At 61.0% G+C, this 14150-nt stretch carries 16 protein-coding genes; 7 read left to right on the plus strand and 9 right to left on the minus strand.

From position 1 onward, the window contains the following. Positions 1 to 3: 3 nt before the first annotated feature. The gene (locus ACQRBT_RS25090; RefSeq protein WP_412047627.1) at positions 4 to 804 is read right to left on the minus strand and encodes an aminoglycoside phosphotransferase family protein; all 801 of its coding nucleotides are present in this window, start codon (positions 802 to 804) and stop codon (positions 4 to 6) included. 204 nt (positions 805 to 1008) lie between these two features. Between ACQRBT_RS25090 and ACQRBT_RS25095 the strand changes: the two genes are divergently transcribed. Together ACQRBT_RS25095 and ACQRBT_RS25100 are read left to right on the plus strand one after the other, a co-directional pair. Beyond that, positions 1009 to 1971 (plus strand): nucleoside-specific channel-forming protein Tsx, encoded by a 963-nt coding sequence (locus ACQRBT_RS25095; protein ID WP_412047626.1) that lies wholly within the window; start codon positions 1009 to 1011, stop codon positions 1969 to 1971. A gap of 14 nt (positions 1972 to 1985) precedes the next feature. Further along, positions 1986 to 3014: a purine-nucleoside phosphorylase gene (locus ACQRBT_RS25100; protein ID WP_412047625.1), complete on the plus strand. Its 1029-nt coding sequence runs from the start codon at positions 1986 to 1988 to the stop codon at positions 3012 to 3014. A 256-nt stretch (positions 3015 to 3270) separates the two neighbouring features. Here the strand turns inward: ACQRBT_RS25100 and ACQRBT_RS25105 are convergent, their stop codons facing one another. The 6 genes from ACQRBT_RS25105 to ACQRBT_RS25130 form a co-directional block, all read right to left on the minus strand. After that, positions 3271 to 4230 carry a quinone oxidoreductase family protein gene (locus ACQRBT_RS25105; RefSeq protein ID WP_060755358.1) on the minus strand — a complete coding sequence of 320 codons (960 nt, stop codon included), beginning with the start codon at positions 4228 to 4230 and terminating at the stop codon, positions 3271 to 3273. Positions 4231 to 4260: 30 nt separating this feature from the next. After that, positions 4261 to 4434 (minus strand): DUF1427 family protein, encoded by a 174-nt coding sequence (locus tag ACQRBT_RS25110; protein ID WP_081087031.1) that lies wholly within the window; start codon positions 4432 to 4434, stop codon positions 4261 to 4263. 88 nt (positions 4435 to 4522) lie between these two features. Continuing rightward, the gene (locus tag ACQRBT_RS25115; RefSeq protein WP_060755359.1) at positions 4523 to 5287 is read right to left on the minus strand and encodes an AraC family transcriptional regulator; all 765 of its coding nucleotides are present in this window, start codon (positions 5285 to 5287) and stop codon (positions 4523 to 4525) included. An 82-nt stretch (positions 5288 to 5369) separates the two neighbouring features. Continuing rightward, entirely contained in the window at positions 5370 to 5540 is a 171-nt protein-coding gene (locus ACQRBT_RS25120; protein ID WP_412047624.1) for a metallothionein, read from the minus strand. A gap of 89 nt (positions 5541 to 5629) precedes the next feature. Then, complete coding sequence (locus tag ACQRBT_RS25125) at positions 5630 to 6085, minus strand: DMT family transporter (RefSeq protein ID WP_060755361.1); 456 nt, start codon at positions 6083 to 6085, stop codon at positions 5630 to 5632. A gap of 4 nt (positions 6086 to 6089) precedes the next feature. After that, entirely contained in the window at positions 6090 to 6578 is a 489-nt protein-coding gene (locus ACQRBT_RS25130; protein ID WP_060755362.1) for a DMT family transporter, read from the minus strand. Positions 6579 to 6695: 117 nt separating this feature from the next. Between ACQRBT_RS25130 and ACQRBT_RS25135 the strand changes: the two genes are divergently transcribed. From ACQRBT_RS25135 to ACQRBT_RS25145, 3 genes are all read left to right on the plus strand, one after another. Then, positions 6696 to 7628 carry a LysR family transcriptional regulator gene (locus ACQRBT_RS25135; protein WP_060755462.1) on the plus strand — a complete coding sequence of 311 codons (933 nt, stop codon included), beginning with the start codon at positions 6696 to 6698 and terminating at the stop codon, positions 7626 to 7628. A gap of 113 nt (positions 7629 to 7741) precedes the next feature. After that, complete coding sequence (locus ACQRBT_RS25140) at positions 7742 to 8101, plus strand: type II toxin-antitoxin system Phd/YefM family antitoxin (protein WP_234016626.1); 360 nt, start codon at positions 7742 to 7744, stop codon at positions 8099 to 8101. Further along, on the plus strand, positions 8098 to 8475 hold the full coding sequence (locus ACQRBT_RS25145; RefSeq protein ID WP_060755363.1) for a type II toxin-antitoxin system VapC family toxin: 378 nt from the start codon (positions 8098 to 8100) through the stop codon (positions 8473 to 8475). Before ACQRBT_RS25140 ends, ACQRBT_RS25145 begins: the two co-directional genes overlap by 4 nt. Positions 8476 to 8502: 27 nt before the next feature. Here the strand turns inward: ACQRBT_RS25145 and ACQRBT_RS25150 are convergent, their stop codons facing one another. Both ACQRBT_RS25150 and ACQRBT_RS25155 read right to left on the minus strand, forming a co-directional pair. Continuing rightward, positions 8503 to 9822 (minus strand): Nramp family divalent metal transporter, encoded by a 1320-nt coding sequence (locus ACQRBT_RS25150; protein ID WP_412047623.1) that lies wholly within the window; start codon positions 9820 to 9822, stop codon positions 8503 to 8505. A 39-nt stretch (positions 9823 to 9861) separates the two neighbouring features. Then, positions 9862 to 11418: a DUF726 domain-containing protein gene (locus ACQRBT_RS25155; protein ID WP_412047622.1), complete on the minus strand. Its 1557-nt coding sequence runs from the start codon at positions 11416 to 11418 to the stop codon at positions 9862 to 9864. A gap of 214 nt (positions 11419 to 11632) precedes the next feature. Here ACQRBT_RS25155 and ACQRBT_RS25160 point away from each other — a divergent pair, with 214 nt between their 5' ends. Together ACQRBT_RS25160 and ACQRBT_RS25165 are read left to right on the plus strand one after the other, a co-directional pair. Next, complete coding sequence (locus ACQRBT_RS25160; protein WP_060755366.1) at positions 11633 to 13441, plus strand: monovalent cation:proton antiporter-2 (CPA2) family protein; 1809 nt, start codon at positions 11633 to 11635, stop codon at positions 13439 to 13441. Positions 13442 to 13513: 72 nt separating this feature from the next. Continuing rightward, complete coding sequence (locus tag ACQRBT_RS25165; protein ID WP_104993365.1) at positions 13514 to 14068, plus strand: hypothetical protein; 555 nt, start codon at positions 13514 to 13516, stop codon at positions 14066 to 14068. Positions 14069 to 14150: the final 82 nt, after the last annotated feature.

Consider the following 14150-nt stretch of genomic DNA (forward strand, 5'->3'; position numbering starts at 1 on the left):
CGGTTACCGGGCCAACGCGCTTTGTGCCAGGTGGACGACCTCAAGATTGATTTCTGCGCGCTGGCGTTCTCCGTCCTCAAGAAACCAGGCTGCCGATAATCCGGCATGCGCCACTACCCATTGCAGCAGGCGTGGGCGTGCGAGGCCGGCCGTTTGTGCAATCACGTCAACCTGGCGGATGAAACGTACCGGGTCGTTACAGGTAGGCAAATCCGGGTTACAGATCAGATTGGCGTAGTCGTAACCGCGCTCGCCCATCACCCGCTTTGGGTCGATCGCCAGCCAACCCCGCGCACCGAAGTCGAGAATATTGTCGTGATGGACATCACCATGCAGCACCACGATGTCCTGTTGCGCCGCCAGCAACGCACGCGCCGTCGCTGCGCAGTCGAGCAACCTGCCGCCCTCATCCTCAGCCGCATTCCACAAAGACTGAAACCAGACGTCCAGGGTCAGTAACCCTTGCGGTGGCGATGGACGCGGCGCGTGCAGTCTGGCAACCGTCGCGCAGGCAATCCGACTGGCTTCGTCATCCTGACCCGTGAGCGCCATACGCATCAAAGAACCCGGGCCGGTGGCACGTTCCATCAACAACGCATCGTCATCATGGGCGTACACCTGCGCGGCGCCATCGCCTGCCCACCAGCTCATCAACCGCCCACCGAGCTTTTCTTCCGAGGTATGGGCAATTTTCAACATCGCCGGGCAGCCTTGCCAGCGCACGGGCAGCAAGTGGCTGCCGGGCGTCACGATAGGCTCGCCGTCGGCACTCAGGTTCCAGGATTGCAAATAGCGTTCGAACATCAAGGAACTCCTTGGGTTAGCCCGTAAAAATGACACCCAGTCATTTTTGATCAAAAGGCCAGTTAATTCAGATTTTTTTCATAGTGCTCAACCCTTTGAGCAAAGTTGGTACGCCGCGTGCAAACGTTTGCGAAATGAACTTGGCAGCCAAGTTCACCTTACCCGAGCAATCGGGTTCAAACCGCGTACGAATAGGGATTTTCAATGCACTCCACTTCAAGGCGTCATGCTTGCTTTGGTGTTTCCTTGCTACTGGCCGCCGTTACGGGAGTACTCAGCGCACCCATTTTGGCGCAGCCGACACCGGTCGATGACTCAGCACAGGGCGAAGCGCTCAGTCCTGAAACCAAGAACCCTGATGCCGGCCCCGCAAAAAAAGGCACGTACCTGTCGGACTGGTTCAACCAGGACCTGACGCTGATCGGCAGCAAAGACATCAGCTTCGGCCCCAAGCCGCAAGATGACGTCTACCTGGAATACGAGTACTTCGGCCGCAAGGGCCCGTTCGAGCTGTATGGCTATATCGACGTGCCGAAGATTCTCGGCATCGGTAACAGTAATGACAAAGGCGCGTGGGACCATGGCTCGCCCGTGTTCATGGAGCACGAGCCGCGGATCTCCATCGACTACCTGGCAGGTCGCAGCCTGGCCGTCGGCCCGTTCAAGGAATGGTACGTCGCGTTTGACTGGATCTATGACCACGGCAGCAATAAGTCCAACCGTGCCAACACCCTGTACAGCGGCCTGGGCACCGACATCGACACCCATTCGCGGGTCAACCTGTCGGCCAACTTTTATGGGCGCTACCAGTGGGAGAACTATGGCGCCAGCAATGAATATTCGTGGGACGGCTACCGTGCGCAAATGAAGTACATCGTGCCCATCAGTACGTTCGATAACGGTGCGTCGCTGACCTATATCGGTTTTACCAACTACGATTTCGGCTCAAGCCTGCACAAGGACAACCCGGCGCGCACCGCCAATGCGTTGGTGGCCACCAACGTGCTGCTGTACTCGTTTACCCATCTGCGCTTCACCCTGGTGGGTCGTTATTTCCACAACGGCGGCAACTGGGAGGATGGCAGCGAGCTGAACTTCGGCGAGGGCAACTTCCGCGCCCGCTCCGAAGGCTGGGGCTATTACGCCGGTGTGGGTTACCAATTCTGATCAAGGAGCTTTAGATGAACGTGCTTACCCGTCTCTCGCTGGCCATCGGCCTGGCGTTTTTGCCGCATGTGGTACTGGCCGATGCGCCTGCGCCGATCAAGCCGAAGGTGATGCTGATCACCATGTTCGCGTCTGAGGCGCAGACCTGGATAGACCGTCTGGAACTCAAGCAGGAAGTCCGCGTGCCGGGGCTTTCCGCCGAATACCCGGTGATACGCTGCAACACTCAGGCTGTTTGCCTGCTGGTCACCGGCATGGGCCAGACCAACGCCGCCGCCTCCACCCTCGCCCTGGCCTTGTCGCCCAAGTTCGACCTGCGCCAGAGCTACTTCCTGATCGCCGGGATTGCCGGTATCAACCCCAAGCACGGCACCATCGGTACAGCCGCCTGGGCCCATTACCTGGTGGAATTCGGCACCCAGTGGGAGCTGGACTCACGCGATGCACCCAAGGATTGGCCGACGGGTTACATCGGCATCAATACCAAGGGGCCGAACGAGAAACCACCGCTGGACTACAAGACCGAAGTGTTTGAGCTCAACCCCAAGCTGCAGGCCAAGGCGTTTGCCTTGTCGCAGAAAGTCGAGTTGAGCGAAAGCAAGGAATCCAGCGCCTGGCGTAAACACTACCCGTCCGCCCCGGCCAACCAACCGCCACAGGTCACACGTTGCGACACCCTGGCCGGTAACACCTGGTTCTCCGGCACGCGCCTGAGCGAACGCGCCGAGGTCTGGACTCGCCTGCTCACGGACAATAAAGGCGAATACTGCACCACCCAGCAGGAAGACAACTCCACCTATGAAGCCCTGCTGCGCGCCAGTCGCGAAGGCCTGGTGGATATCCAGCGGCTGGCCGTGGTGCGTGCGGGCTCCGATTTCGACCGGCCTTATCCCGGCTACAGCGAGGTGGACAACCTGTTGAAGTACGCAGACCAAGGGGGGTTCGTGCCGGCACTGGAAAACCTGTACCGCACGGGTAACCCGCTGGTACAGGCGATTCTGAAGAATTGGTCGGCGTGGGAAAAAGGCGTTCCAGACGCCTGATAAAGATCAAATGCAGGGAGGGCTGCAGAACACATGATCTGTAGTGAGCGGGCTTGCCCTAATGCCAGTCAATTAAGGATTAACGCGGTCACTGTGGGAGGGGGCTTGCTCCCGATGGACTGCGTAGCAGGCCCATTTTTGAGGCCGCTGCGCGGCCTATCGGGAGCAAGCCCCCTCCCACAATTTATTCATCGCCCGCTTAATCGCTTAACTGACTGGCATTAGAGCTTGCCCCCCTCCACATTTTTGGGCGGCATCAAGGCAGGAAAATGATCTTGTCCGCACTGCCGCTGTTCACTTGCTCATAGCACTGGACGCCCTCGGCCAACGCCACTTCACGCAACCCTGTCGGCAGCGGCAGCGAGCCTTCATCAAAGAAGCGCCCAAACTGCTCCAGCATCACCGCGCACTGCTCACAGTTGTAGAGCAGCGAATTGATACCCACCACCGAGCCCCCCTTGCGGTACAACGCCAGGGCCGGCAGTTGCACGTGACCGTCGACCGGCGCGGCGATGATTGCGATGCGCCCGAATGGCGCCAACCCCGCGACCGCAGCCGGCAGCCAAAAACCGGTGGTATCGAAGATCACATCCGCCCCGCCCTCGAACACCGCATTGACCTGCTTGCCCAATGCTTCGGGTTGCGCCAGGGCAATCGCATCAACCCCTTGCGCCTGCAGTACCTCGACCTGATCGGCCTTGCGCACCGCCGCCAGTACCTGGGCACCGCGAATTTTCGCCAGGGCCAACGCCGCGCTGCCGACAGCACCGTTGGCGCCAATCACCAACACGCGCGTGCCTTTGCCGACACCACTGCGCTCCAGGGCATCCCAAGCGGTGGTGTACGGCACGCCAAGGCTGGCGGCCTGGGCAAAACTCAAGTGCGTGGGTTTGTGCGCGACGCCCTTGGCCGACACGGTGAGGTACTGTGCGTGAGACCCGTCGGCAAAAAAGCCAAGGTCACGGCCGGTGCCCCAAACCGCCTGGCCGACCAGCGCTGGCGGGCCTTCCACCACGACACCGGCAAAGTCCCGTCCGGGAATACGCGGCAAGGTGGTGTAGGGAAAACGCCCGAGCACGTTTTTCACATCACTGGGGTTCAGGCCGGCCGCTTTGACCTGGACCAACACTTCACCCGCAGCCGGCACCGGTTGGGCGACCTCAACGAAACTCAGGGCCGCCAGGTCGCCCGTGGCGGAAAATTGCAATGCTTTCATGGCCAATATCCATCGAAGGGAAAGAGTAAATCAGGACAACCAGGCGCTCAGCCACTCACGCCCCATGGGCCAGAGCTTTTCACCGAGCAGCATGCCCATCAGGCCCACCAGGGCAATGGCGGGCGGTGCGGGGGAGCGAAAGTCCAAGGCACCGTAGATCAGGCCGACGAGCAGGCCGATGGCGAGGGAAGCAAAGTAGTTCATGACGTTCACGCCTGGCGAGTTGATGGGCTCAGTGTAGTGAGCCCATCCCGGAAGCATCGGCCAAGTGCTTCAGGATTTCGGCCAAGCCTCAGCCGACATAGTGCGACGGCGCCACGCCGAGTTCGCGTCGGAACATGTCGCTGAAACTGCTGGGTGAATAGCCCAGGGAGCGGGCGATGCCGCTGACCGATTGGCCCTGGATCAGCTCAGCCACCGCCGTGGCCAACTGCACTTGCCGACGCCACTCGGCGAAGCCCATGCCCAGATGCTGCTGGAACAACCGCGCCAGGGTGCGCACACTGGCACCTGCCGCCTCGGCGTGTTGCTCGAAGGGAATCTCCAGCGACGGCGCCGCCATCACCGCCTGGCAGGCGCTGATCAGCCGCCGATCCGCTTGCGGCGGCATGGCGATGCGGATCTGCGAGCGGCGTGCCCGTTGCAGTTCCAACAGCGCCAGGCCGACCACCGCATCGTAATACGCCGAATCGCCGCTATCGCCTTGCTCGACCAGGCTGACGATCAACTCACGCAGCAGCCCACCGACTTCAATCACCTGCACCTGGCTGTCCAGTGTCGCGGCCAACGCCGGGCGCAGGTAGATATTGCGCATCTGCAGGTCCGAGACCACGCGAATCCCATGCTCCACACCCGGAGGCAGCCACACTGCGCGCTGCGGCGGCACAACCAAGGCTTCACGGGGCGTCTCGACCCACATCACGCCGCTCATGGCGTAGAGCAACTGCCCCCAGTCATGACTGTGCGGCTCCACATACAAGCCTCGCGGGTACGTGCGTGCCAGGGGTTGCACGGGGACGGCATGATCAGTCAGGTCGGGGGGAGCGGCCAGGGCCATGGGGTGCACATTCAGTCAAGGGTGAGCGGCCATGGTAATGACCGCCACCCGATAATCCGAGAGGATTTTTAACCGAGCGTATTCAAGCATGCGCCGACTTGGCGCATTCACAGCCGGTCGACGAGGCGCACGGCTCGCCATGGGCATGGTGCTCGGCACAGCCTTCGCAGCAATAGCCCTTACCGTCCTTCATCACCGCATTTTTACCCAGTAGGCATTTGCAATGTGGGCAGGCACAGGTGTTATCAGCCATGGTCAGACTCCTTTTACATGGTCGTCTCGGCGCAGCGGATGCCGCACCTTAAACAGTGACTGCCGGCAAGCAAGCAGGGTTCAGCGCCGTTAGTCGACCTGGCTTCTGTTGCTGCGATACATAAACACCAGGGCCAGCGCCAGCAGCACCATCGCCAGGATCCGGCTGCCCGACAGTTCGATGGCCGGGTTGCCCAGCCAGCCGAAATTGTCGATCAGCATGCCCATGCCCAACTGGCCGACGATGACCGCCACCGTCGCCACTGCCGTGCCGACCACGGGCACCGCGCCGACCATCACGATCATGTACACCACGCCGAACAAGGCGCCGGTCAGCTGCCATTTGGGCACATCCAGCAAACTGACGGCATGGGCCGGTTCGAAGAAGAAAACCAACAATGCCGTGACCAGTGCGCCGACCGCGAAGGTCAGCAAGCTGCTGCGCAGTACGCCCACCGACTGCCCCAGGCGACCGTTGATCGCCGCCTGCACACTCAGCACCGCACCGGCGGCGATCACCAGTACCAATAATAAAATCAGGTTCATTGCCTTACCCTCGTGCAATCAGGATCAATGCCGCCACAATCAACGCCAGCGCAATCCAGCGCTCGACATTGACCCGCTTGCGTGCAGTGCCGAACCAACCGAAATGATCGATCAACACGCTCTTGCCGACCTGGCCCGACAAGATCGCGATCATGGTCATCGCCACCCCGATGTGCGGCGTGGCAAGCGTCAGCACCACCACGTAGATCGGCCCCAGGAACCCGCCGATCAATTGCCAGCGCGGCAGCCCGGCCAGCGCCGGGCCTTTTTGCGGGCCGCTGAACAACAGCAGCAAAAACAGGATCGCCGAGCCGACGCCAAAAATACTCAAGGTCGCCCATAAATGGCCGACTTGAGCCCCCAGCGGCCCCAACAGACCGGCCTCCACCGACAAGCCCATGCCCGCCATGATCACCAACGGCAACAACAGCAGCCGCAATAGGTTTTTTTTCGGCCGGGCCTGCGCCATGGCCGCAGTAGAACTGGCTTGCATACATCACCTGCGCTTCAGAAAAGGAAACATGGCGCGCATTATCCGGTGGCCGTCCTGTGCGATAAATGGGAGCATGCTGACAACACCTTTGCGCAACACGCACAGCCAGGGATTACCATGCAGGGTTTGAATGAACTGAGTTTCAAGGCGTTGCGCCTGTTTGTCGCGGTGCTCGACTACGGCAGTTTTTCCGCAGTGGCGCGCCGCGAAAGCCTGGCGCCCTCCTCCATTTCCCGGCAGATCCAGTTGATGGAACAGGCCCTCGGCCAACAACTGCTCTACCGCCACACCCGTGCGGTCAGCCCCACCGAGGCCGGGCGCCTGCTCGGCCAGCATGCACGCGTGATGCTGGAGCAACTGGAAGCCGCCGGCCAAGCCCTGCAGGAACATGAACGAGAGCCCAGCGGCCTGGTGCGCATCAATGCGCCGATGGTGTTCGGCCAGCGTCACCTGTCCCCATGGCTCGGCGAGCTGTGCCGGCGCTACCCGAAGTTGCAACTGGAAATCCAGCAAACCGACACCTACGTCGATCCGTTGCAAGACGGCACCGACTTGTTGTTTCGCATCGGTGTGCTCAACGACTCCAGCATGCAGGCACGCATCTTCGCGCCCCAACGCTTTCGTATCGCCGCCAGCCCCGCTTACCTGGCCCGCCATGGCACGCCGAGCCACCCTGATGAACTGGTCAAGCATCAATGCCTGGCCTACAAGGGCGTCACCGGCCAGCAACGCTGGTTCTTTCGACGCGCCCCAGGCGACTGGACACCCTATAGCGTCAAAGGCCCCATCACCGGCAACCATGCCGACACACTCACCCACGCCGCCGAACAGGGCCTGGGGTTGGTGGTGTTTCCGTCCTGGCTGATTGGCGAGAGCTTGCGCGCCGGCACCTTGCAGGCAGTGCTCACCGACTACGAAGTGGCGACGACCCTGGAGCCGCAACAGATAGCCGCGCTATGGCCCGGCGGCCGACGGCTGTCGCTGAAGGTGCGCACGGTGATTGATTATTTTGTGGAGTGTTTTGGACGGGTGCCGTATTGGGATCGGTAGGAAAGGAAATTTCCTCATTGGAAAAGTAGGCTCGTTCTGATTTTACGAGCCATCATTCACGTGCATCGAGTACTCAAGCAGACTTTGGCAGACCCCCTTTCAGGAGAGAAGCCATGGAATTCATGTACTACAAGCCATCGCGTGCTGAACGAGCCGCGTCAACCAGCGCCCGACCGGTTTTTGATAGCTCGCGCAGCATTGATTGCATTTGGCCAAAACAGGGGGAAAGTCACATGACCATCGTGCCCTTGGGGGAAGCGAAAACCAATCTGTCGAAGCTGGTCGACGAGGCCGCCGCTGGCAAAGTCATCACCATCGCCAAGCACGGGCGCGCGATGGCACAGCTTGTTCCCATGGGAAATTCGAAAGGACGACGCATCGGCGCCATGAAAGGCAAACTCGCTATCCCCGAAAACTTCGACGCGCCGCTTCCTGACGAAGTACTGGATGCGTTTGAAGGTAACCTTTCATGAGAGTGTTGTTGGATACCCATATCCTGCTGTGGGCACTCAACGATGACCCCAAGTTGCCCAACGAAGCTCAAAGACTGATTAAACATGCGGCCGACATTTACGTCAGTGCTGCGAGCTTTTGGGAAATGGCGATAAAAGCCGGCCAGGGGAAACTCGATATAGACCTGGATGAAATCCGAGACTACTGCCTGGAAAGCGGCTTCGTCGAATTGCCCGTCACATCAGAACATGCCATTGCGGTAAAGGATCTTCAGCCACATCACAAGGACCCTTTTGATCGGCTTATCGTGGCAACAGCCATGCTCGAACCGATGAAGCTACTGACGGCTGACTCTCAGGTTGCGCAGTACACATCCCTGGCGATCCTGGTGTAGACCGTTTGATCACCTCGCGCATTGAGTTCAGAACAACCACTGCCCAATCAACCACGCATTCGCCCCACTGATCAGCGCAAACAGGAACCACGCCAGTAACCGCGTGGGTAGCCGATTGACGAATGGCCCCATCAATTGCTTGTCATCGGTCATGCGGATCAGCGGGTAAAGCGCGAACGGCAACTGCAGGCTGAGCACCACCTGGCTAAGGATCAGCAGCTTGCCGATAGCCTCGTCCCCCATCAGCCACACCCCGAGGAACGCCGGGATCAGCGCCAGCCCACGAGTGATCAACCGTCGCTGCCAGCACGGAATGCGCAGGTTGAGGTAACCCTCCATGATCACCTGCCCGGCGATGGTGCCGGTGAAGGTGGAGCTTTGCCCGGAGGCCAGCAGGGCGATACCGAACAGGATACTGGCGAAAGCACCACCCACGAGTGGGTCCAGCAGATGGTAGGCGTCCTGGATCTCGACCACATCGGTATGGCCGGTCTTGTAGAACGCAGCCGCCGCCAGCACCAGGATCGCGGCGTTCACCAGCAATGCCAGGGCCAAGGAGCCAATTGTGTCGATACGGGCCAGCTTGACCGCATCCTGTTTGCTGGCGAGGTCCTTGCCGATCAACCGGGTTTGCACGACGGAGGTGTGCAGGTAGAGATTATGGGGCATCACCGTAGCGCCCAGGATGCCGATGGCCAGGTACAGCGGCGCCGCGTCGCTGATAGCCGACAGCGACGGAGTGAAGCCGCTGAGCACTTCCGGCCAGTAAGGCTTGATCAGCACCAGCTCGATAAAGAAGCACACGCCGATGGTAGCCACCAGCGCCAGCATGATTGCCTCCAGGCGGCGGAACCCTCGGTTTTGCAGGGCCAGGACCAATAACGTGTCGAAGGCGGTGATGACGATGCCCGTGGTAAGCGACACGCCCAGCAGCAGGTGAAACGCCAGGGCGCAGCCGAGCACTTCGGCGAGGTCGGTGGCGATGATGGAGATTTCCGCCAGCACCCACTGGGTGCGTGCAGAGCGCCGGCTATAGCGCTCGCGGCACAGCTGGGCGAGGTCTTTGCCGGTGGCGATACCCAGCCGCGAGCACAGGCATTGCACCGCCATGCCGGCCAGGCTTGCCAGCAGGACCACAAACAACAGGCTGTAGCCGTAGCGCGAACCGGCCTCGATGGCCGTTGCCCAGTTGCCCGGGTCCATGTATCCGATGGAGATCAACAGGCCGGGGCCGGCGAACATCAACATCCGCTTGAAGAACGAAGCCTTGGGGTCGACGGCAACGGAGCCTGCCACTTCCGGCGGGCAGAACGGGGCGGTAGCGATTTTCGGCAGGCTGAATTTCACGCGGCATTCCAGGCAGACAACACAAGACAGGCGTGCAGCTTAGCAGTCGGACGCAACCGTGCGCATCACCGTTTCCCGGGGCAGGTCAAACGCTTCGACCACTTGTACCGCCAGGTCCATTTCATGGTTGAGAGCCTCACGCTCCATGCGCTGGCGAATCATGCCGACCACCAGCACCGCCAAGGTGGTGATCGAGTAAGCCGGGCCGGAAAATGCACGCACACCGCTGACCAGCAACATCGCCGCCGCCAGCACCTGGCCCACCACCGGAATCGCGGTGGCCGCGCCCCGGCGCAGGATAAACCCGGTGAGCCCCGCCAATGCGGTGCCGCTCAACGCGGTGGTCGCCGAACGGCCCAGGTCGAAGCGGGTGAACAACCCCTGCTCTCTTTGGGCAGCAGCCTTGAGTTCAGCGTCGAAAGCCTGCCGGTCGGCGCCGCTCAGTTTGTCTTTGTACTGCTCGATCAGTGTTTGCGCGACCTGCGCCTCGATCTCCGCCAGCGCCACGGACTCAACCGGCTCATCGAACTTGATCCCCAGCCGTTGAGCCACATCCTCGGCAATCTGGCGATAACTCACGCCATGGCCGCGGGCCAGGTTCATGAAGCTGTCACCGCCCATGCGCTGCAACTCGATGGCCAGTTTCAGCGGTTCACGCACACTGGCATCGATTGAGGCGCTGCGCTTTTGCGCCATCAGCTCAGCGAGAAACTTCAGCTCTTCCGGGCGCGCCTGCACCAGTGCCGGGAACAGCGCCACGTCTTCCTCGGCGAACCGCACCTCAGCGCTACGCTGGTCGGCGCGGATCAGGCCGCGCCGCTCTTGCAACAGGTCGGTGTATTGCACCACCGTCTGCAATTGCGGCCAGTAGGCGGCGTGATCGAAAGTCGGCAGATGCACATTGGTGACCTTGGCCTTCAACGCCGGTGTGACCTCAATGGCATAGCGACCAATGCAGCGCTCGGTATCCGGTTTTATCGCCAGTGCCCAGTCCTTGCTCGAGTGGCAGTTGATCACCCGCCCCTTGAATGGCACCGACACCTCTTCCCACGGGCTGGACGTACAGATCGCCCCGCCCATCAGCAGCAGATTATTCAACGGCAACTCGCGGGCGACCTGCGGGCTGGCCAACACACTCTTGACCAGGATGCGCGCGCCGAGGGAATGGCCGATCAGGTTGATACGCCGCACCGGCAGCGCTTCAGCGCGCAGGTAGCCGGCCAGCTCGGGCAATAAGGTCTTGGCCACTTCATCGACACGCGCCTCGACACTTTTGTAATGATCGAGGAAATAGGCAATCGCCTTGCCCACCCCCACCGTCGCAGCGCCCACGCCGCCACCGCCGAGCATCGAGGCGAGCACGTCCTTGAACGGCGCGAACAGGTTTTCCAGGAAATGCCCCGCCGGCCAGAACAGCATCAGGTTGGTCGAGCCTTCGATACTCGCCAGTTGTTGCTTGAAACTGCCCAGTTGCTGGCGGTTGAAGAACGCCGAATAACCGTGAACGTAGAGATTGAGCACCTCCCCCTGGGGCTCGCCGCACAGCAAAAAGGTGGGCTTGCGGGTACGGTGCATTTCATCCCACTGGTGTTGCATGGGCCGGTGACTCCTGGTGACGATGGGCGGCGATAGTAACAAAGCATGGCGCTGACAAAGGTGAATCCTGACCGGCGTGAACGCTCGCCGCGTTGCTGCGGGAGTTTTTTCGCAGTGGCTGATTATAATCTCGCCGCACAAGTACAAGTTTCCAAAGGTAAAAGGCGTTCTAATGGCGCCTGTAGATTCATGTTTACTGATCCTGGAGTTCTCCATGCCCCATGAAGGCAACCTGTTACAAGCAGCCGTGGTGTTCCTGCTCGCCGCCGTGCTGACCGTGCCTTTGGCCAAGCGTCTGCAACTGGGCGCGGTGCTGGGCTATCTGTTCGCTGGCGTGGTCATCGGCCCCTCGGTGCTGGGCCTGGTGGGTAACCCGCAAAGCGTGGCGCAGTTTTCGGAACTGGGCGTGGTGTTGCTGTTGTTCATCATCGGCCTGGAGCTGTCGCCCAAGCGGTTATGGGTGATGCGCAAGGCGGTGTTCGGCGTCGGCCTGGCCCAAGTGTTGCTCACCGGCCTGGTCATGGGCGTGGTGGCCCTGTGGCTATTTGGCCAGGCGTGGAACAGCGCGATCGTACTCGGCCTGGGCCTGGCGCTGTCCTCCACCGCCTTTGGCCTGCAGAGCCTGGCCGAGCGCAAGGAACTCAACCAACCCCACGGGCGCCTGGCCTTTGCGATTCTGCTGTTCCAGGATATTGCCGCGATCCCGCTGATCGCCCTGGTGCCACTGCTGGCCGGTAGCGACCACCCCACCACTGAAGCCCAAGGCTGGCAGCATGTACTGCAAATTCTCGGCAGCATCGCCGTGGTGATCATCGGCGGGCGTTACCTGCTGCGTCCGGTGTTTCGCATCGTGGCCAAGACCGGCCTGCGTGAAGTGTCCACCGCCACCGCGTTACTGGTGGTCATCGGCACCGCCTGGCTGATGGAGCTGGTCGGGGTGTCCATGGCCCTCGGCGCCTTCCTCGCCGGCCTGCTGCTGGCGGATTCGGAATACCGCCACGAACTGGAATCCCAGATCGAGCCGTTCAAGGGCCTGCTGCTGGGCCTGTTTTTCATCAGCGTGGGCATGGGCGCCAACCTCAGCCTGTTGCTCAGTTCGCCGCTGGTGGTCATCGGCCTGACCCTGCTGTTGATCGGCCTCAAACTGCCGCTGCTATACGCAGTCGGGCGCCTGGTGGGCGATCTCAACCGCGAAAGCGCGCTGCGCCTGGGCGTGGTGCTGGCGGCGGGCGGTGAGTTTGCCTTCGTGGTGTTCAAGATCGGCCGTGACCAGGGCCTGTTCGAACCGCACCTCTACGATGTGCTGGTGCTGACCATCACCCTGTCCATGGCAGTGACGCCGCTGTTGCTGCTGGTCTGCCCCAAGCTGTTCAAGCCCAAGGTCAAACCGGTGGAAGTGCCGGAGGAATACCGCACCATCGAGAGTGATGCGCCACGGGTGGTGATTGCCGGCATGGGCCGCATGGGCCAGATCGTCGCGCGTATCCTGCGGGCGCAGAATATTTCGTTCATTGCACTGGACACGTCGGTGGAAACCATCGAACTGACCCGCAGTTTCGGCGGCATGCCGGTGTTCTATGGTGACCCGCAGCGCCCGGAAATCCTGCACGCGGCCAAGGTCGACCAGGCCGAGTTCTTCGTGATCGCCATGGACGACCCCGAGATCAACATCAAGACCGCCGAACTGGTGCGCAACCTCTACCCGCACATGAAGATCATCGCCCGTGCGCGTAACCGCCAGCACGTGCACCGTCTGGTAGACCTGGACGCCTCGCCCGTGCGCGAAACCTTCTATTCCAGCCTGGAGATGAGCCGCCGCACCCTGGTTGGCCTCGGTTTGAGCCAGGCCCAGGCCGACGCCCGCATCACGCGCTTCAAAAACCACGACCTGCAAGTCCTCGCCGCGCAACATGCGGTATACGACGACGCGGCCAAGGTGATGCAGACCGCCCAGGAAGCCCGCGCAGAACTGGCGCGGCTGTTTGAGATGGACCGGCTTCAGGAAGAGTCCGATAAGGTGTAGGGCTGCCGATGAACGATCTTGCGAATTTTCTGACAGAATACGCCGCAATTTCGTTCATCACTGGAGCGCTTCATGGCCACTCTCATCAAGACCGCCGCCCTGCTGGCCCTCGCGCTTACCGCCGGCAGCGTATTCGCTGCCGGCAAACCGACCACGCAAACCATCTCGACCCTGGGCGGCAAATTCACCTTCAGCCTGCCCAAGGCCTACATCGCCGATACGCTGCCTTCCGGCAAGGCAGAGGATGGCACCGCCGACACCCAGGGCACGCTGTACGCCAACGCGACCACAAAAAGTGTGGTGATCGTCGCCGAAACCGTACGCAACGATGGAGCTACGATCAAGGATAACGACGCGCAATTCCTCGACGGCGCGGTGGCCGACTTCGTCAAGGACCAGAGCGCCGCCCTGCCCGACTTCAAGAAGCAAAACGAGAAAAAACTGACCTTCAAAGGCTTGGGCCTGCGTCAAGTGGACAGCACTGCGACACAAGGCGGCGGCAAGACCTTGAACTCGACCTTTTTGGGCGGTTCAGGCAACCATTTGCTGGTGATCCAGGCGATCTCCCGGGCGGATGATGTGAAGGGGCATGAACAGTTGGTGAAGCAAATCACCGGCGGTAAATAACCTGATCTGCCAAACACTACAAAACCCATGTGGGAGCGGGCTTGCTCGCGAATGCGGGGTGTCAGGCCCTTCATCTGCCCCT

This window comes from Pseudomonas sp. R19M (assembly GCF_050312585.1).
GTDB classification, from domain to species: Bacteria; Pseudomonadota; Gammaproteobacteria; order Pseudomonadales; family Pseudomonadaceae; genus Aquipseudomonas; species Aquipseudomonas palleroniana.